This is a genomic window from Comamonas sp., from assembly GCF_009360615.1.
In the GTDB taxonomy this organism is placed as follows: Bacteria; Pseudomonadota; Gammaproteobacteria; order Burkholderiales; family Burkholderiaceae_C; genus Comamonas.
The window spans coordinates 1-18,310 of sequence record NZ_SPEY01000018.1 but is presented as its reverse complement, the minus strand read 5'-3'; the positions used below and the strand labels follow the sequence as shown (position 1 = coordinate 18,310).

Here is an 18,310-nt window from a genome sequence, read left to right as displayed (position 1 = left end):
AGGCCATTGAGCCCCAGCGAGTTTGCGCGTGGCTTACTGCCGGTCAGGCAGCGCATAAGAAAAAACCCCATGCCTCGCGACATGGGGTATGAACTTGGAGTAATGGTCTGCATTATCAGCTGCAGCTGCTGGAGACACCGCTTGCGCGGTGCACACATTAGAAGTTGTGGCGCACGCCCAGAGCGAAGGAGCTGAAGTCGGCACCAGAGATGCCGGTCACATAGTTGGCACCCTTGCTGTTGTTGACCTTGGTGTAGTAGCCGTACACCTTGGTGCGCTTGCTCAGGTTGTAGTTGTAGCCCAGAGTCCACTGCGTGGCGGCGGAGTCGGCGATATGGCTCCACTTGTTGGCGTGGCCCACGTTGGCATGGAATTCCGAAGCGCCCATGGTGTACATGGCCGACAGGCGGAAGTTGTTGCGCGAGCCAGCGCCAGTGCCGGTGATCTGGTTGTCGTCCTTGTTGCGCTGGTAGTAGGCACCCAGGGTCACTTGACCGAATGTGTACAGACCGCGCAGGGCAGCTTGCCAGTTGTCGCCCACCTTGCTGAAGCCGGCACCCAGGTGCACGGGGCCGGTGGCGTAGTTGGCAGCCAGGTCGTAGCCGTTCTTGCGAGGACCGACCGTGGGATCCTTCTCGTGCAGCGACACGGAGGCGTCCACCGTCAGGCCACCCATGTTGGGGGTGCGGTAGCCGACCTTGTTCTTGGTGCTCAGACCGCCGAACCAGACGGGATCGTAGTACAGCGCATCGGAAGAAGAACCGGTGTCGTGGTTGTGCATGCTGATGTAGTCAGCGGTTGCATAGTAGGACTCGGGCACGAAGTTGCCCAGACGGATCATGCCGAAGCCGCCGGACAGGTTCACTTCGCTCTGACGGGCAAAGGACATGCCGCTGGTGGGGTGGGTCCAGGCAGAGCCGGTACCGGTGTCGGAGTTGAAGCCGGACTCCAGCGTGAAGCCAGCCTTCAGGCCGCCGCCCAGATCTTCGGTACCGCGAATGCCCCAGCGGGATGCATTGTTGTACAGGCCGCTGACAGAGCCTTGGCCGCTGATCTTCTGACGCTCAACGGTGGTGTTGATACGGCCGTACAGCGTCACGCTGCTCTGTGCCATTGCGGTGGTCGCGCCCATCACAGCCAGTGCGGCCAGAGCGATGCGAGTCATCTTGGTCATTCAATGCTCCTATATCCTGGGATAGTGTTTTTTGCACCGCATCGGCTTGTAGGTTGTCGGCCCTCTCGCGGCTAGGTGTGATTCTAGGTTGCCCCCTCTCAAAAGCATGATTTGCATCGCAAAAAAGTAACGCAATGATGCTTTGTTGCCACACTGCTGTAACCCATTAGTGCTGCTGCAAAACGCAAAGGACCTGCAAAGCACGAGCCTTGCAGGTCCTCGATGTGGTGCTGCATAAATTGCAGCACCGTCACACGGCTTCAGTCTTCCGCGTAGATGTCGCGGTCCTTGGTTTCGGGCACGAACAGCGTACCGATCACGGCCGTCACACCGGCGATGATGATGGGATACCACAGACCGTTGTACATATTGCCGGTCTGCGCAACGATGGCGAAAGACATGGTGGGCAGCAGCCCCCCGAACCAGCCGTTGCCGATGTGATAGGGCAGGCTCATCGAGGTGTAGCGGATGCGTGTCGGGAACAGCTCCACCAGCATGGCCGCGATGGGGCCGTAGACCATGGTCACCAGCAGCACCAGATAGGTCAGGATCACGATCATCATGACCTTGTTCATCTTGGCGGGATCGGCCTTGGTGGGGTAGCCGTCCTTGGCCAGTTCTGCAGCCACCGTCTTCTTGAATGCACCGTCCTTGGCCTTGGCCTCGTCAGGGGCCAGGCCCTTGAGCGAGAACGAGGGGATCTCGGTCGATCCGATACGGATCAGGGCCTGCGTGCCAGCCGGCGCATCTTCGGTTTCATAGCTGACCGAACCGGCGGCCAGAACCTGCTTGGCCACGTCGCAGGAGCTGGTGAACTTGGTGGTGCCTGTCGGATTGAACTGGAAGGAGCATTCCGCAGGATCGGCCACGATGACCACCTTGTTCCTGGCCTGCGCCGCGGCGAGGTCAGGGTTGGCCGCTGCGGTCAGGGCCTTGAAGGCGGGGAAGTAGGTCAGCACCGCCAGAATGCAGCCCAGCATGATGATGGGCTTGCGTCCGATCTTGTCGGACAGCGTGCCGAAGATCACGAAGAAGGGCGTGCCGATCAGCAGTGCAGCCGCAATCATCAGGTTGGCCGTGACGGCATCGACCTTGAGCTGCTGGGTCAGGAAGAACAGCGAGTAGAACTGGCCCGTGTACCAGACCACGGCCTGGCCTGCGGTCAGGCCCAGCAGGGCCAGGATCACGACCTTGAGGTTCTTCCACTGGCCGAACGATTCGGACAGAGGCGCCTTGGAGACCTTGCCCTCGGCCTTCATCTTCTGGAAGGCGGGGGATTCGGACAGCGTCATGCGAATCCAGACCGAGATGGCCAGCAGCAGGATGGACACCAGGAAGGGAATGCGCCAGCCCCAGTCGGCAAACGCCTCTTCGCCCAGCATGGTGCGCACGCCCAGGATCACCAGCAGCGACAGGAACAGACCCAGGGTCGCCGTGGTCTGGATCCACGAGGTGTAGGCACCGCGCTTGCCGTGCGGCGCATGCTCTGCCACGTAGGTGGCTGCGCCGCCGTACTCACCGCCCAGAGCTAGGCCTTGCAGCATGCGCAACGCGATCAGGATGACGGGAGCGGCCACGCCGATGCTGGCGTAGTTGGGCAGGATGCCCACGATGAAGGTGGACAGGCCCATGATCAGAATCGTCACCAGGAAGGTGTACTTGCGTCCGATCATGTCGCCCAGGCGGCCGAACACCAGCGCGCCGAAGGGGCGCACGATGAAACCTGCCGCAAAGGCCAGCAGGGCGAAGATGAAGGCCGAGCCGGCATCCAGGCCGCTGAAGAACTGCTTGGCGATGATGGCTGCCAGAGATCCGTACAGATAGAAGTCGTACCACTCGAAAACGGTTCCGAGTGAAGACGCAAAGATGACTTTGCGCTCTTCTGGGCTCATCGGCCTTGGGGTCGATTTACCTCCCATGTTTGCTGTCGCATTGATGGCCATGTTTGTCTCCTAGGTTTTTGGAATTTCAGGCGCTGCCAACCCACCTGCTTGCCCAATATCAAAGCGACAACTGACCGCTAACTTACAAAAAATCGCTGCGCAAAAATTCAAGACTGGGCATTACCCGACCCTCTCCGCACTTACCCGGATCCGTTTTTTTCCGATGTGAAAAACCGGGGGCAAACACCGATATCGTAAGTAAGGAGACGGTCAGACGGGGTTCTCAGAATGCATCGCAAGCAAGCCAAGGAGCACCCGATGGCAGGCTGGAAAACTTCAAAGGAGACAACGCTGTGCGAGACCCGGTGATAGAGACAATCCAAAGCAACCCCGCCTACCAGCAGCTGCGCCGCAAGCGCAATCGACTGGGTCTGGCGCTGACCGTTCTGATGCTGGCCGTGTACTACGGCTATGTCGCGCTGATCGCATTCGACAAGGAGTTCCTGGCGCGGCCCATCGGCTCCGGCGTGACCACGCTGGGCATTCCCATCGGCATGGGCGTCATCATTTTTTCCGTGATCATCACCGGCCTCTATGTGCGCCGCGCCAACAGCGAGTTTGATCAGCTCACCCGCGACATTCTCAAAGGCATCAAGCAATGAAGCAGCGCATCTCTTCCCAATGGCTGGCGGGCGCAGCGGCGCTGGCCGCGACAGCCCCCGTGCTGGCCGCCGGCGGCGATGTCGGCAATGCCGCCAAGCAGGCCACCAACTGGACGGCCATCATCATGTTCACCGCTTTCGTGGTGGGCACCCTGTGGATCACCAAGTGGGCGGCGGGTCGCACCAAGTCTGCGTCCGATTTCTACACCGCAGGCGGCGGCATCACCGGCTTCCAGAACGGTCTGGCGATTGCGGGCGACTACATGTCTGCCGCCTCGTTTCTCGGTATCTCGGCCTCCGTCATGGCCAGCGGCTATGACGGTCTGATCTACTCCATCGGCTTTCTGGTCGGCTGGCCTCTGCTCACCTTTTTGCTAGCAGAACGCCTGCGCAATCTGGGCCGATTCACCTTTGCCGACGTGGCCGGCTACCGCTTTGCACAGACGCCGTTCCGCATCTTTGCCTCCTGCGGCACCCTGGTCGTGGTGGCCTTCTACCTGATTGCCCAGATGGTCGGTGCCGGTCAGCTCATCAAGCTGCTGTTCGGCCTGGACTACTGGATCGCCGTGGTGCTGGTGGGCGCGCTGATGATGATCTATGTCCTGTTCGGCGGCATGACCGCCACCACCTGGGTGCAGATCATCAAGGCCTGCCTGCTGCTCGCAGGCGTGACCTTCATGGGCTTCATGGTGCTGGCCAAGTACGGCTTCAGCCCCGAGGCACTGTTTGCCGATGGCGTGAAGGTGCGCACCCAGATCGCCGCCAATGGAGGTGCAGAGCCTTCCGTGGCGGAAAAGCTCGGTCTGGCCATCATGGGTCCGGGCGGCTTCATCAAGGATCCGATCTCCGCCATCAGTTTCGGCATGGCACTGATGTTCGGCACGCTGGGCCTGCCCCACATCCTGATGCGCTTCTTCACCGTGCCTGATGCCAAGGAAGCGCGCAAGAGCGTGTTCTGGGCCACGACCTGGATCGGCTACTTCTATGTGCTGATCTTCATCATCGGCTTTGGCGCCATCACCCTGGTGCTCACCAACCCGGAGATGGCGGACACCGCCAAGGGCGTGATCCACGGCGGTGCGGGCACGGCCAATATGGCGGCCGTTCTGGTGGCCAAGACCGTGGGCGGCGATGTGTTCTACGGCTTTATCTCTGCCGTTGCCTTTGCCACGATTCTGGCCGTGGTCGCAGGGCTGACCCTGTCCGGTGCCTCGGCCGTTTCGCACGACCTCTATGCCACCGTGATCAAGAAGGGCAAGGCCGACAGCGCCTCCGAACTCAAGGTCTCGCGCATCACCACGCTGTGCCTGGGCTTTGTGGCCGTGCTGCTGGGCATCGTGTTCGAAAAGCAGAACATCGCCTTCATGGTCTCGCTGGCCTTTGCCGTGGCGGCTTCCGCCAACTTCCCGCCGCTGCTGCTGTCGGTGCTGTGGAAGAACTGCACCACCAAGGGTGCCGTGATCGGCGGCTTCATGGGCCTGGTCTCCTCCGTGGGGCTGACCATTGTCTCGCCCTCGGTGTGGGAAGCGACTCTGGGCCACCCCGCCGGCTCGGCCTGGTTCCCCTATGCCTCGCCTGCGCTGTTCTCCATGGCCATCGGCTTCTTCGGCGTGTGGCTGTTTTCCGTGCTCGACAAGAGCGCGCAGGCCGCCAAGGAGCGCGCCGTGTTCCCCGCGCAGCAGGTGCGCTCGGAAACCGGCCTGGGTGCCGCAGGCGCATCGGGCCACTGATGATGTGAATGGCCCGGCGCCCCGCCGGGTCGCGCGAGCGAACCGACCTCACCTCGGCCCGCAGAGACCACCACGGTTTCTGCGGGCCTTGCTCATTCCACGTCCAGCCCGCCTGACTGCGCCAGCTCGAACAGCAGCTGGCGCGCCCACTGGTGCCCGGGAGAGCGATGGGTGCGCGCATGCCAGGCGGCCGTCTTGGTGAAGCCCGGAATCTCCAGCGGCGGCTCCAGTACCACCAGTCCCGAGTCGGGCTTGACCAGACGCCTGGGCACGACGGCAATCAGATCGCTGCTGCGCAGGATTTCGGGCAGCACCAGAAAGCTGGTCACGGACAGCGCCACGCGCCGCTTGCGGCCCAGGCGCTCCAGCGCCTCGTCCGTCACCCCGTGGAAACTGCCGCCTCCGTAAGACACCAGTGCATGCTCCAGCGCGCAAAAACGCGCCAGCGTCAGTCCGCGCCGGTGCGCATCGGGATGTCCGCTGCGCATCACGCAGACATAGCGTTCGTCGAACAGGCGACGCGCATGCAGATCGGGGGCCGTGCGTTCGGGCGTGACCAGCGCCAGGTCGATATCGCCGCGCTCCAGCCGCTCGTGCAGCGGCAGATGCTGGGCCGGCACCACGGCCACGCACAGCCCGGGCGCATGCTGGCGCAGCACGGCCAGAAATGGCAGCACTACCGCCTGCAGCGCGTAATCCGTGGCAGCAATGCGCAGCGTCATGTGCGCCGTGGCCGGATCAAACGCCTGAGGGCGCAACAAGGCCTCGGCATTGCACAGCAACTCCTTGAGCGGGCCGGCCAGGGCCAGCGCGCGCAACGTCGGGGCGATGCCGCGTTGCGTGCGCACGAACAAGGGGTCATCGAAGCTCTCGCGCAGCCGCATCAGCATGCCGCTGACCGCAGGCTGGGTCAGTGACAGACGCTCGGCGGCGCGCGTCACGCTGCGCTCGTCCAGCAGCGCATCCAGGGCCTTGAGCAGATTCAGGTCCAGGCTCTTGATATCAGCAGGCATGATTTCATAAATCATAAATATCGATTGGATTTATTTCATCACAGATCCCATCATCCCGGCATTCCCCCGACACAAGCCCTGCATGCACCGCACACATTGGCCCGCCAGCTACCTGCCGGGCATCTCCGACAAGCCCCTCTCCGAGCCCTCCGGGCAGCGCCAGGGCGCTGGCGGTTCCCACGGCGGCTCCATAGGACTGTGGACGCCGCCTTCCGCCCCGCCAACCTTGATTTCTTGACGGCTGCCGGCACCTTCGCTCACGGCAAGGGATGAGCAGTGCCAGGCGCTACCCAACCGGTTGCGTCCTGCATTGCCGCAGGACGGCTGACTCATTTCATTCACACCACCGATACTCCAAATGTCTGCACTCTTTACCCCTTTCACTCTCAAAAGCCTGACCCTGCGCAACCGCATCGCCATTCCGCCGATGTGCCAGTACAGCGCCGTGGACGGCCTCACCAATGACTGGCACCAGGTTCACTATGCCTCCATGGCACGCGGCGGCGCAGGACTGGTGATCGTCGAAGCCACGGGCGTGTCGCCCGAGGGCCGCATCTCGCCCGGTTGCACCGGTCTGTGGAACGACGCCCAGATCGAAGGCATGTCGCGCATTGCTGCCGGCATCAAGGCCGCAGGGGCCGTGCCCGGCATCCAGATCGGCCATGCCGGACGCAAGGCCAGCGCCAACAGGCCCTGGGAGGGCGACGACCATATTGCCGAAGGCGATGCCCGCGGCTGGCAGCCGATTGCGCCATCGGCCATCGCCTTTGGCGGCGGCCTGCCGCGTGTTCCCCGCGCCATGACGCTGGAGGACATCACCCGCGTGCAGGCCGACTTTGTCGCGGCGGCGCGCCGCGCGCTTGCGGCCGGCTTCGAGTGGCTGGAGTTGCACTTTGCCCACGGCTATCTGGCGCAGAGCTTTTTCTCGCCCCACAGCAACCAGCGCGACGATGCCTATGGAGGCAGCTTCAGCAACCGCGCCCGCTTTCTGCTGGAGACCGTGGCCATGGTGCGCGAGGTCTGGCCCGAGCATCTGCCGCTGACCGCGCGCTTCGGTGTCATCGAGTACGACGGCCGCGACGAAGAAACGCTGGAGGAGTCGATTGCCGTCACGCGCCAGATGCGCGAACGCGGCCTGGACCTGCTCAACGTCAGCGTCAACTTCGTGATTCCCGATGTGAAGATCCCCTGGGGGACGCCGGCCTTCCTGGCACCGATCGCCCAGCGCGTAAGCCGCAGTGCAGGGCTGCCCGTGGCATCTGGCTGGGGCATGGACGACCCGCAGACTGCCGAGCGCATCGTGGCCGAGCGCCAGGTCGAACTGGTCATGATCGGGCGCGCCCATCTGGCCAATCCGCATTACGCCTATCAGCTGGCGCAAAGCCTGGGCGTGGACCGCCCCGACTGGACGCTGCCCGCGCCTTATGCCCACTGGCTGGAGCGCTATCGCGGCGCCGCCAGGCAGGTCACCGCGCAGTAAGAGAGTGAGCGGCAGGCCGGGCCCGAATCAGGCTTCAGCCCAGGCCGGACTCCACCTGGGCCGCCGCCTGCCATTGCGTATCGAACCAGGCATCGCCCTCCAGATAGCTGCGCAGCATGGGCAAGGCATCGAGTCCCCAGAAGGCATGGCCGTCCACCACCCAGGCCGGCACGCCGAACACGCCGGCCTGCTGCGCCTGTTCGGTGTTGCCGCGCAGCCATTGCTTGACCTCGGCACTGTCCTCTTCCTGGCGCAGCTGCTCCTTGAGCTGCGCGCGCAGCGCCTGCAGACGCTGCGCATCATTGGCCTCATGGCCGCCCTGCCAGACATGTTGCATCACGGCCTGCGCCACAAAGCGGTTGATGCGGCCTTCGCGTCCATGGGCCAGCGCCAGCCGCAGCAGCGGCAGCGGCTTGAACGGATGCCGGGCCGGCATCTGCAGCTCCACGCCCAGCGCCTGGCCCAGCCAGCTCACATGCCTGTAGGTCCACAGCCTCTTGGCCGGAATGCCGGCCGGGCCCGGGTTGGCATTGCCTTGCAGCAAGGCGCCCAGCAGCACCGGGCGATAGTCCACGTGATAGCTGAGCCCTTGCAGCGCCTTGGGCATCTGCTCCAGCGCCAGCCACGCATAGGGCGACACAAAGTCCAGGTAACAGGTGATGTGCTTCATGTCGACTCTCCTCTAAGGGGGATCAGATCTCGGCCTGGCGCGGGTCCTTGAGGCCGGCGCGCTGCAGCAGCCGGCCCCAGATCTCCAGGCGCAGCTCGGCATCGCCCTTGGACCAGGCGCGAATCTCGTCAATGGTTCTGAAGCAGCCCTGGCAATGACTGCGGTCCTGCGTCATGCGGCAGACGTTGATGCAGGGCGAAGCCACGGGCTGGTCGGCCTCGGCCCAGACCAGGGCCACCTCGGCCTTGGCGGCCAGTTGCGCCAGCTGCTGAGCCTGCTGCTCCTGAAGAAGTTCCGTACTCATGCCTGCTCCACCACGTCCGACCAGGGAGCGGCCGTCAGCGCCTGCAGCTGCGCGGGCGATGCGGCAAACACACCGTGCGGATGGCCTGCCGCGGCCCATACCGTCTCGAAGCGCTGCAGCTCGGCATCCATCAAGGTCACCACCTTGGTTACATGCGCCACGGGGCTGACGCCGCCAATCGAGAAACCGGTGCGGGACTTGACGAAGTCCGCATCGGCGCGGCCGACCCTGCCCACCAGCTGCGTCACTTTCTTTTCATCGACGCGCTTGTCGCCAGAGGTCACGACCAGCACGGCAGCGTCGTCGCTTTTGCGCTTGAAGATGATGCTCTTGGCCACCTGGCCGACCAGAATGCCGAGCTGGTCTGCCGCCTCCTGGGCGGTACGCGCCGCGCCGTCCAGCATCTGCGGCGCATGAGGATGACCGGCATCGTGCAAAAAGCGGCTGACGCGCTGCACGCCTTCCGGCAGCGCATGAAGTTCTGACCCACACATGATTGTTTCCTGAAAATCTCGCTGCCATCCGGCAGCGTCACGGCCCCTACTGTGCCAGCTTGAGCCTGAGCTGTGCCAGCTCCAGCTGCAAATCACGCAGGTCTCTCTGGACATAGGCAATATGGCTGGCACTGTTCTTGGCGTCACGCGCCTCGCGCAGCTCGTTTTTCTTGGCTTCGATGCGGCGCTCCAGCTCGCGCACCGACTGCCTGTCCTGATAGCGGTCGCGCGCCGGCGCATAGCCTTGCAGAAAAGCGGCCTCCAGCGGCGCCGGGCAATAGCCCGGCTGGAACTTGCGGCCTGCTTCCGCAAAGGACTTGCCGCTTTCGGGAGTGCAGAAATCCTGCAGGCCGCGCAACCAGCCCTGCTGATAGGCCCGCGCATCCATCTGCACGCCCTGGTCCTTGCAGACCTTGAAATGGCGCCTGGCGCGGGTGGAAAGGTCCAGCCTGCCGTCCATGGCATCGAGCTGGCCCAGATAGGCCCAGTCCGTGTCCCGGCATTCCTGGGCATCCATGCCGGCGCAGCCGCCCAGCAGCGCCGCAGCCGCCAGACACAGGGCCCGCGAAAAACGTGATCTTGCTTGCATGGCGGCGATGGTAACAATGCCCATGCATGCCCGGACTGCGCCTGGCCTCAGCCCGCGCGCTTGGTCAGCAAGGCCTTGGCCACGCGCGACTGCGTGGGACGGCCCAGATGCTCGCTGATGAACTGGCCCGCATCGATCAGCCTGTCGAGGTCGATGCCGGTCTCGATGCCCATGCCCTGCAACAGATAGACCACGTCTTCGGTGGCCACATTGCCCGTGGCACCCTTGGCATAGGGACAGCCGCCCAATCCGGCGACCGATGACTGGAAGTTCCAGACCCCCAGGTCCAGCGCCGCCAGCGTGTTGCTCAGGGCCTGGCCGTAGGTATCGTGGAAATGGCCGGACACCTGGTCGATATCGAAGTGCGCCAGCGTGGCCTCCAGCGCCTTCTGCACCTTGACGGGCGTGCCCACGCCGATGGTGTCGGCCACATCCACGCGCTGCACGCCGATGCTCTTCATCAGCCCGGCCAGATAGCCCACCTTCTCGGGCGCGATCTCGCCTTCGTAGGGGCAGCCCACGGTGCAGCTCATGGCGCCGCGCACGGCAATGCCTGCCTCCAGGGCCGCCTGCACCACGGGCGCAAAGCGCTCGATACTCTCGGCAATCGAGCAGTTGATGTTGCGCTGGCTGAAGGCCTCGCTGGCCGCGCCGAACACCACGATCTCGTCGGGCTTGCTGGCCAGCGCGGCTTCGAAGCCCTTGAGATTCGGCGTGAGCACCGAATACAGCACCCCGGCTCTGCGCACCATGCCAGCCATGACTTCGGCGTTGTCCGCCATCTGCGGCACCCATTTGGGCGACACATAGCTGGTGACCTCGATCTCCTTGAGGCCTGCGTCCTGCAGGCGCTGCACCAGCTCGATCTTGACGGCGGCAGGCACAGGCTGCTTTTCGTTCTGCAGGCCGTCGCGCGGGCCCACATCAATGATCCTGACGCGTGCGGGGTATTTCATTTCGTTCTCCTGTCGCTTCATTACCTTAACCACTGAACAATCCCCCGTCGCAAGAGACGCCCAGCAAGGGCCTGGGCGGCCCCGCCGTCCCGCAGCGTTGGCGTCGTCCCCCTTCCGCAGAGAAAGGGGGAAGCCGTTAAGCCGCCTAGGCGCAACGGCTCAGGGGGTTAATACCCTTTTCTCAGGTCGACCCGACCTGTGACGGGCTCGCCCCGGCTCAGGGCGGCGACCTTGCCCACGATCTGGGCAATGCTGTCCGCTGCCAGCGTGCGGGCCGAGGTATGGGGGGTGAGGATGATTCTGGACTGCTTCCAGAACGGGTGATTCTCGGGCAAGGGCTCCTCGCGGAACACATCCAGCATGGCGCCGCTGACATGGCCGGACTCGATCTGCGCAATCAGGTCGGCATCGACCACATGGCCGCCGCGCCCCACGTTGATCACATAGGCCCCGGGCTGCAGCAGCGCCAGCGTGCGGGCGTTGATGATGTCGCGGGTCTCGTCGTGCAGGGGCAGCAGATTGACCAGAATGCGCGTCTCGGACAGAAAGCGGTCCAGGCTCTCCATGCCGCTGAAGCATTCGACGCCCTGCAGCTCGCGCGGCGAGCGGCTCCAGCCATTGACCTTGAAATCGAATACCGTCAGCGCCCTGGCCACGCGCTCGCCCATCTTGCCCAGGCCCATCACGCCCACGGGATAGTCCGCCCGCCTGGGGTTGCGCTGATGCTGCCACAGGCCTTGCGCCATATCGGCCTCGTACTGATCGAGGCCGCGGAAGAAGCGGATCACGGCCTGGGCCACGTACTCAGCCATCTGCACGGCCATGCCTGCATCTTCGAGGCGGTAGACGGGCAGCGCGGAGGGAATGCGCAGCGGCAGCAAGGCATCCACGCCCGCGCCGATGTTGAACATGGCCTTCAGGCCGGCCGCCTGTTCGTCGAGGAACTGCTGGGGCGGGGCCCAGACCAGTGCATAGTCGGCCTGGGGCGCGCCCGGCTCCCAGATGGCAATCTCCGCGCCCGGCAGCGCGTCATGCAAACCTTTGAGCCAGGGCTCCGGCCGCGTATCGTCACAGCAAAATAAGACTTTCATGGATGCCAAGCCTAACGCTTTGCCATGCGCGCTGCAGACGCAGATGACAAATGGACCGCTATCAAAAAAGAAGCTTCTTGCGCTGTACCTGTATTGATTTCATCATTGAAAGTGACTGAATTCATGGGTAGTCCAGCGCAAGCCGCTCTTTTTGTTAAACAGTTCAACCCTGGGCGGATCAGGCGGCCACCTCGATGCGCAGCAGCTCGGCGCCTTCGCTGACCTGGTCGCCGGGCAGATACAGCAGCTCCAGCACCACGCCATCGCCGGGGGCGGCAATCGTGTGCTCCATCTTCATGGCCTCCATCACGGCCAGCGGCTGGCCCTTGCTGACCTTGTCGCCGGCCTTGACGGTGAAAGACACCACCTTGCCGGGCATGGGCGCCGTCAGGCGGCCGCCTTCATGGCCGGTATCGCCGGCGTGGGCCAGCTGGTCGACCACGGTGATCTGGGTGCTGCCCGCCTCGGTGAAGATGGACAGCTGGTCGCCCTGGGCATGGACCACGACCACCGTGCGCTTGCCGTCCAGGCTCAGCTCCAGCCGCCCGTCGGCCAGTGCGCGCCACTGCAGCGCGGCATCGCTGCGGCTCTCGCCCTCGCCAATGCCGAGCTGATAGGTCTGCGCCGCCTGCGTGCCGCGGCCATAGGCCAGGCCGGCCGTGAAGTCCTCGCCGCGGTAGGCAAAGCCGAAGGAGCGCACATAGCGGCCCGACAGGCGCCAGCCGTCGCGGCGGCTGAAGGGGTCGCTGCCCTGGCCTGCCTGCTCGCCCTGCAGTTGCCAGGCCATGGCGGCGGCGACGGCGAGGTCGCGGCCCACGAAATCCTTGCCGAACAAGGCCTCGCGTTCGCGCTCGATCAGCGCGGTATCGAGCAGGGCATTGGAGAAAGCCTGGCTCTTCACCACCTGGCGCAGAAACTGCACATTGGTCGTCAGGCCCACGATATGGGTCTGGGCCAGTGCCGCGTCCAGACGCGCCAGCGCCTGGGCACGGTCCTCGCCATGGACGATGAGCTTGGCGATCATGGAGTCGTAGAAGGGGCTGATCGCGTCGCCCTCGCGCACGCCGTCGTCCACGCGCACATCGCTGATCTCGAAGCTGCTGCACACGGGCTTGCGATAGACAGCCAGATGGCCGGTGGCGGGCAGGAAGTTGTTCTCGGGGTTCTCGGCGCAGATGCGTGCTTCGATCGCATGGCCCAGGATACGGAGTTCCGACTGTGCCTTGGGCAAAGGCTGTCCCGAAGCCACCAGCAGTTGCCACCGCACCAGGTCCTCGCCGGTGATGGCTTCGGTCACGGGGTGTTCCACCTGCAGCCGGGTGTTCATTTCCATGAAGTAGAACTTCATGGCTTCGGGCTGGTCGTAGCCGCCGGGCTGCTCGACGATGAATTCCACCGTGCCCGCGCCCACATAGTTCACGGCCTTGGCGGCGGCCACGGCAGCCTCGCCCATCTTCTGGCGCAGCGCGGCCGTCATGCCGGGCGCCGGCGCTTCCTCGAGCACCTTCTGGTGGCGGCGCTGCACCGAGCAGTCGCGCTCGAACAGATAGACGCAGTTGCCCTGTGTATCGCCAAACACCTGAATCTCGATATGGCGCGGACGCAGCACGTATTTCTCGATCAGCACGGCATCGTTGCCGAAGCTGTTGATGGCCTCGCGCTTGCAGGACTCCAGCGAGGCTGCGAAGTCCTCGCTCTTTTCCACCAGACGCATGCCCTTGCCGCCGCCACCCGCGCTGGCCTTGATCAGCACGGGATAGCCGATGCGGTCGGCCTCCTTGTGCAGCATGGCAGGGTCCTGGCCTGCGCCGTGGTAGCCGGGCACCAGCGGCACGCCAGCTTTTTCCATCAGCTGCTTGGACTCGGCCTTCAGACCCATGGCGCGAATCGCACTGGCGGGCGGGCCGATGAAGACCAGACCGGCCGCCGCGCAGGCATTGGCAAAGTCCTCGTTCTCGGAGAGAAAGCCATAGCCGGGGTGGATGGCTTCGGCACCCGTGGCCTTGGCGGCCTCCAGAATGCGTTCCCAGCGCAGATAGCTGTCCTTGGGCGCGCTACCGCCGATATGCACGGCCTCGTCGCAGGCCGCGACATGCTTGGCCCGGGCATCGGCATCCGAATACACGGCCACGGTCTTCACACCCATGCGACGGGCGGTGGCGGCTACGCGGCAGGCGATTTCACCTCTATTCGCAATCAGAATTTTCTTGAACATATCGTCTCCGGTTATCGGTCAAATCACCGCTCAGCGCATATCCATCAAACGCAAGCAGCTATGTTTTTTGCAATGGTTCCTGCGCATCGCCACTGCCGCGCAGGCGTCGAAAAATCGCCTTGAGAAAACGCCATAGCGCCCAGATCACCAGCCACATCGCAACCACCACGACCAGCAGCACGGCGGCAAACACCAGCGGATGGGTCAGCGCCAGCCAGATGGCGCCCAGCGACACCGTGTCTTCGGCCAGACTGGCTCCCACGTTGGAGAACGGTTCGGGCGAGGTGTTGATGAGGGCACGCGTCGTGGTCTTGGCCGCCTGGCTGGTCGCGGCCAGCGTTCCGCCCATCAAGGCGGCCACCATGGCCATGGTGGTGCTGTCGGCAGCAAAGACCGAGGCCGCCAGCGCCGCACCGGCCGGAATGCGCAGCACGCTCTGGAACAGGTCCCAGACCGAATCGACCACGGGTATCTTGTCGGCAAAGAACTCCACGAACAGCAGACCGCCGCTGATGACCAGCACCATGGGGTGCTGCAGCACATGCAGACCACCGGGCAGTGGCATCAGGCCGCTGGCACCCAGCAGGCCCACGACAAACACCACCGCATAGAGGCGAAAGCCGCTGGCCCAGCCCAGGGCTGCGGCCAGCGCCAGCATGGAGGTCATATCCATCTGTCCCACGGCCTGCCCGGCCCTGGCGGCCACCTCTCCGACCTGGCCCGCAGCATCGCCCACGGCCCTGGCTGTATCGGGGTCGATATGCAGGCCGGTGCGGTGCAGCCAGTCGATGATGGTTTGCCAGATATCCATGGTGTTCATTTCCTATGCGAGCCCGCAGGCTGAAGCGCCCCGGTCGCCAGGTCTGTCATCTCATCCGGGCAGCCAGTTGGGTTTGCGCTTGTTGAGAAAGGCCTGCACGCCTTCCTTGCCTTCGCTGCTGGCGCGGATGGTGGCAATCGACTCCACGGTCGCCGCAATCAGCTGCTCGCTGATCTCGCGCTCGGCCATGTCCAGCACCAGGCGCTTGCAGGCCCGCACCGCGGCCGGGCCAGCGCTCAGCAAATGCTTGAGCCAGCCGTCGACCACGGCGTCCAGCCCGTCGGCATCGACCACCTCGTGCACATAGCCGATGCGATGCGCCTCCTGCGCCGAAAAGCGCTCGCCCGTGAGAAAGTAGCGGTGCGCGGCCCTGGCCCCCATGGCGCGGATCACATAGGGACTGATGGTGGCGGGAATCAGGCCGATCTTGACCTCGCTGAGGCAAAAGCCCGCCGTGTCGGCCGCCACCGCCATATCGCAACAGGCCACCAGGCCCATGCCTCCCGCATAGACATCGCCCTGCACACGCGCAATCGTGGGTTTGGGACATTCGTAGATGACGCGCAGCATCTCGGCAAGCAGACCCGCATCGACGCGGTTCTCGTCGCGCGAGTAATCGGCCATGCGGCGCATCCAGTTCAGGTCCGCGCCCGCGCAGAATGCGGGACCTTCGGCGGCCAGCACCACGGCCCGCACATCGGCACGCTCGCCGACCTGGAGGAAGGCGGCGGTGATCTCGGCAATCGCCGCATCGCTGAAGGCATTGCGAATGGCAGGCTGAGCCAGCGTAACGCGGGCGATGCCGCCATCCACGGTCAAAGTCAAAGCAGTCATGGCTTGTCTCCCAGTGAGTGAGGGCTTTGCAGTTGCGCAGCCGCCGTACCCGGCAGCTGCTGCATCAGGAATTCACGGACCTGCGGCAACCATTGCCCGATATGGGCGGCCCGGTCAAAGAACTGGTGTCCCTCCGCGCCACTGGATGGAGCAAACACCAGCTTCAGATTCTGGCCTGTGGCCAGATAGCTTTCAGCCATCTTGCGCACCAGCGGCGGGCGAAAGTAGCTATCGTTCTCGGCATAGATCCACAACTGAGGCACCTGGCTGGTGGCGGCAAAGCCGGCCACGGTCTTGAGCAGTTGCGCCTCGCCGCAAACCGCTGCTTTCTCGCGCATCTGCGGCTGTGAACCCCGGCCGCCGGCAAAGTTGATGACGCCGCGCAGGCCTGCGGGCTGCTGCGCCGCCAGAGCCAGCGATGCAAAGCCGCCGGCGGACTTGCCCAGCAGCACCACATGCGTGCCATCGACATAGGGAAGCTTCTGCCCGTAAGCCATGATGGCCGCCACATCGCGCGCGGCCTCCTGGGCCGCATGGCCATAGTCGGGGTCATCGCAGCTGCCGTAGCGGTCGGCCAGAGGACCGTCCGATGCGCCATAGCCGCGGCGCAAGCCCGTCACCACCACATAGCCCAGTTCGGCCAGTGCGCGGGCCTGCGCGCCGTAGCGATCGGTCATGGCTTTGCGGGCCTCCGTGCCGCTGGGTGTGCCGTGGCTGAGCACGATCAGCCCCCAGGGGCCGAGTCCCTGCGGACGATAGACATGGCCCGCGAGCTGGGCAGTGTGTGCGGGCGCACTGCCTGCCTCCGGCACCCAGACCGGAATGCGTGCATCGAACTGCTGCACCTCGGCCCGGGCCAGCTCCACCATCGGCCATGCCAGCACTGCACACAGCAGCGCTTGCATCAGGGCGGAGACGGAGCAGCGCATCATGTTCGGGCCTTCGTGTGCTTACATGCGGAAGACACCAAAGCGGGTGTCCTCAATCGGCGCGTTGCGCGAAGCAGCCAGGCCCAGCGCCAGCACGCGGCGCGTGTCGACGGGATCGATCACGCCGTCATCCCAGAGACGCGCCGTCGCGTAGAAGGGGTGACCCTGGTCCTCGTACTGCTGACGGATGGGCGCCTTGAAGCGCTCCTCCTCCTCCGCACTCCAGTTGCCGCCCTTGGCTTCGATGCCGTCACGCTTGACAGTGGCCAGCACGCTGGCCGCCTGTTCGCCGCCCATGACGCTGATGCGTGCGTTGGGCCACATCCAGAGGAAGCGGGGCGAATAGGCGCGACCGCACATGCCGTAATTGCCCGCGCCAAAGCTGCCGCCGATGATGATGGTGAACTTGGGCACCGCCGCCGTGGCCACGGCCGTGACCAGTTTCGCGCCGTGTCGGGCAATGCCTTCGTTTTCGTATTTGCGGCCCACCATGAAGCCCGTGATGTTCTGCAGGAACACCAACGGAGTCTTGCGCTGGCAGCACAGCTCGATGAAGTGCGCGCCCTTGACGGCCGACTCGGAAAACAGGATGCCGTTGTTGGCGATGATGCCGACCTGCATGCCCTCGATGCGCGCAAAGCCGCAGACCAGGGTGTTGCCGAAGCGGGCCTTGAACTCGTCGAACTGGCTGCCGTCCACGATGCGGGCAATGATCTCGCGCACATCGAAGGGCTTGCGCGTATCGACGGGAATCACGCCATACAGCTCTTCGCTCTCGAACAGAGGCGCGGCCGGCGCATGGTCGGTCTGCGACTGGGGCTTGCCCTTGTTCAGGTTTGCCACTGCCTGGCGTGCCAGCGCCAGCGCATGCAGATCGTTCTCGGCCAGATGGTCGGCCACGCCCGACAGGCGCGTGTGCACATCGCCGCCGCCCAGGTCCTCGGCGCTGACCACCTCGCCGGTGGCGGCCTTGACCAGGGGAGGGCCGCCCAGAAAGATGGTGCCCTGGTTCTTGACGATGATGGACTCGTCGCTCATGGCCGGCACATAGGCGCCGCCAGCCGTGCATGACCCCATGACCACGGCGATCTGGGCGATGCCCTGGGCGCTCATATTGGCCTGGTTGTAGAAGATGCGGCCGAAATGCTCGCGATCGGGGAAGACCTCGTCCTGATTGGGCAGGTTGGCGCCGCCCGAGTCAACCAGATAGATGCAGGGCAGACGGTTCTGTGCGGCCACTTCCTGCGCGCGCAGATGCTTTTTCACCGTCATCGGGTAGTAGGTTCCGCCCTTCACGGTGGCGTCGTTGCAGACGATCATGCAGTCCACGCCGCTGACGCGGCCCACGCCGACAATCACGCCGGCACCTGGTGCATCGTTGTTGTACATATTGAGCGCGGCCAGCGGCGACAGCTCCAGGAATGGCGTGCCGGGGTCCAGCAGCCGCTGCACGCGCTCGCGCGGCA

General features: G+C 64.4%; 18 protein-coding genes. 4 read left to right on the top strand and 14 right to left on the bottom strand.

The features are described from left to right. Positions 1 to 157: 157 nt before the first annotated feature. Both E2583_RS04845 and E2583_RS04840 read right to left on the bottom strand, forming a co-directional pair. Positions 158 to 1,174 carry a porin gene (locus E2583_RS04845; protein WP_291593625.1) on the bottom strand — a complete coding sequence of 339 codons (1,017 nt, stop codon included), beginning with the start codon at positions 1,172 to 1,174 and terminating at the stop codon, positions 158 to 160. Positions 1,175 to 1,434: 260 nt separating this feature from the next. Next, positions 1,435 to 3,117 (bottom strand): MFS transporter, encoded by a 1,683-nt coding sequence (locus E2583_RS04840; RefSeq protein WP_291593623.1) that lies wholly within the window; start codon positions 3,115 to 3,117, stop codon positions 1,435 to 1,437. A 293-nt stretch (positions 3,118 to 3,410) separates the two neighbouring features. Here E2583_RS04840 and E2583_RS04835 point away from each other — a divergent pair, with 293 nt between their 5' ends. Both E2583_RS04835 and E2583_RS04830 read left to right on the top strand, forming a co-directional pair. Next, entirely contained in the window at positions 3,411 to 3,719 is a 309-nt protein-coding gene (locus tag E2583_RS04835; protein WP_291593622.1) for a DUF485 domain-containing protein, read from the top strand. Further along, complete coding sequence (locus E2583_RS04830) at positions 3,716 to 5,449, top strand: cation acetate symporter (RefSeq protein ID WP_291593620.1); 1,734 nt, start codon at positions 3,716 to 3,718, stop codon at positions 5,447 to 5,449. Before E2583_RS04835 ends, E2583_RS04830 begins: the two co-directional genes overlap by 4 nt. 92 nt (positions 5,450 to 5,541) lie before the next feature. Here E2583_RS04830 and E2583_RS04825 read toward each other — a convergent pair whose 3' ends face one another. Next, entirely contained in the window at positions 5,542 to 6,462 is a 921-nt protein-coding gene (locus E2583_RS04825) for a LysR family transcriptional regulator (RefSeq protein WP_291593618.1), read from the bottom strand. A gap of 82 nt (positions 6,463 to 6,544) precedes the next feature. Here E2583_RS04825 and E2583_RS04820 point away from each other — a divergent pair, with 82 nt between their 5' ends. Beyond that, the gene (locus tag E2583_RS04820) at positions 6,545 to 6,700 is read left to right on the top strand and encodes a hypothetical protein (RefSeq protein WP_291593616.1); all 156 of its coding nucleotides are present in this window, start codon (positions 6,545 to 6,547) and stop codon (positions 6,698 to 6,700) included. A gap of 120 nt (positions 6,701 to 6,820) precedes the next feature. After that, entirely contained in the window at positions 6,821 to 7,942 is a 1,122-nt protein-coding gene (locus E2583_RS04815; RefSeq protein WP_291593615.1) for an NADH:flavin oxidoreductase/NADH oxidase, read from the top strand. 34 nt (positions 7,943 to 7,976) lie between these two features. On the opposite strand, the gene E2583_RS04810 is transcribed toward E2583_RS04815, so the two are convergent. The 11 genes from E2583_RS04810 to E2583_RS04760 form a co-directional block, all read right to left on the bottom strand. After that, positions 7,977 to 8,612: a 2-hydroxychromene-2-carboxylate isomerase gene (locus tag E2583_RS04810; RefSeq protein ID WP_291593613.1), complete on the bottom strand. Its 636-nt coding sequence runs from the start codon at positions 8,610 to 8,612 to the stop codon at positions 7,977 to 7,979. A gap of 22 nt (positions 8,613 to 8,634) precedes the next feature. Next, positions 8,635 to 8,916, bottom strand: coding sequence for a DUF1289 domain-containing protein (locus E2583_RS04805; RefSeq protein WP_043005389.1), 282 nt, complete (start codon positions 8,914 to 8,916; stop codon positions 8,635 to 8,637). Next, positions 8,913 to 9,410: a YbaK/EbsC family protein gene (locus E2583_RS04800; protein WP_291593606.1), complete on the bottom strand. Its 498-nt coding sequence runs from the start codon at positions 9,408 to 9,410 to the stop codon at positions 8,913 to 8,915. Before E2583_RS04800 ends, E2583_RS04805 begins: the two co-directional genes overlap by 4 nt. A gap of 46 nt (positions 9,411 to 9,456) precedes the next feature. Continuing rightward, the gene (locus tag E2583_RS04795) at positions 9,457 to 10,023 is read right to left on the bottom strand and encodes a DUF2799 domain-containing protein (protein WP_291593604.1); all 567 of its coding nucleotides are present in this window, start codon (positions 10,021 to 10,023) and stop codon (positions 9,457 to 9,459) included. A 23-nt stretch (positions 10,024 to 10,046) separates the two neighbouring features. After that, positions 10,047 to 10,955 carry a hydroxymethylglutaryl-CoA lyase gene (locus E2583_RS04790; RefSeq protein WP_291593603.1) on the bottom strand — a complete coding sequence of 303 codons (909 nt, stop codon included), beginning with the start codon at positions 10,953 to 10,955 and terminating at the stop codon, positions 10,047 to 10,049. A gap of 167 nt (positions 10,956 to 11,122) precedes the next feature. Continuing rightward, complete coding sequence (locus E2583_RS04785) at positions 11,123 to 12,046, bottom strand: glyoxylate/hydroxypyruvate reductase A (RefSeq protein ID WP_291593602.1); 924 nt, start codon at positions 12,044 to 12,046, stop codon at positions 11,123 to 11,125. Between the two features lie 178 nt (positions 12,047 to 12,224). Further along, positions 12,225 to 14,261, bottom strand: a complete 2,037-nt coding sequence (locus tag E2583_RS04780; RefSeq protein ID WP_291593601.1) for an acetyl/propionyl/methylcrotonyl-CoA carboxylase subunit alpha — start codon at positions 14,259 to 14,261, stop codon at positions 12,225 to 12,227. 58 nt (positions 14,262 to 14,319) lie between these two features. After that, the gene (locus E2583_RS04775; protein WP_291593599.1) at positions 14,320 to 15,072 is read right to left on the bottom strand and encodes a DUF4126 domain-containing protein; all 753 of its coding nucleotides are present in this window, start codon (positions 15,070 to 15,072) and stop codon (positions 14,320 to 14,322) included. Positions 15,073 to 15,132: 60 nt separating this feature from the next. Beyond that, on the bottom strand, positions 15,133 to 15,915 hold the full coding sequence (locus E2583_RS04770; RefSeq protein ID WP_003059063.1) for an enoyl-CoA hydratase/isomerase family protein: 783 nt from the start codon (positions 15,913 to 15,915) through the stop codon (positions 15,133 to 15,135). Next, positions 15,912 to 16,847 (bottom strand): alpha/beta fold hydrolase, encoded by a 936-nt coding sequence (locus E2583_RS04765; protein WP_291593594.1) that lies wholly within the window; start codon positions 16,845 to 16,847, stop codon positions 15,912 to 15,914. Before E2583_RS04765 ends, E2583_RS04770 begins: the two co-directional genes overlap by 4 nt. Before the next feature lie 18 nt (positions 16,848 to 16,865). Beyond that, positions 16,866 to 18,310 (bottom strand): carboxyl transferase domain-containing protein (locus tag E2583_RS04760; protein WP_291593592.1); only part of this gene is annotated, 1,445 nt, incomplete at its 5' end.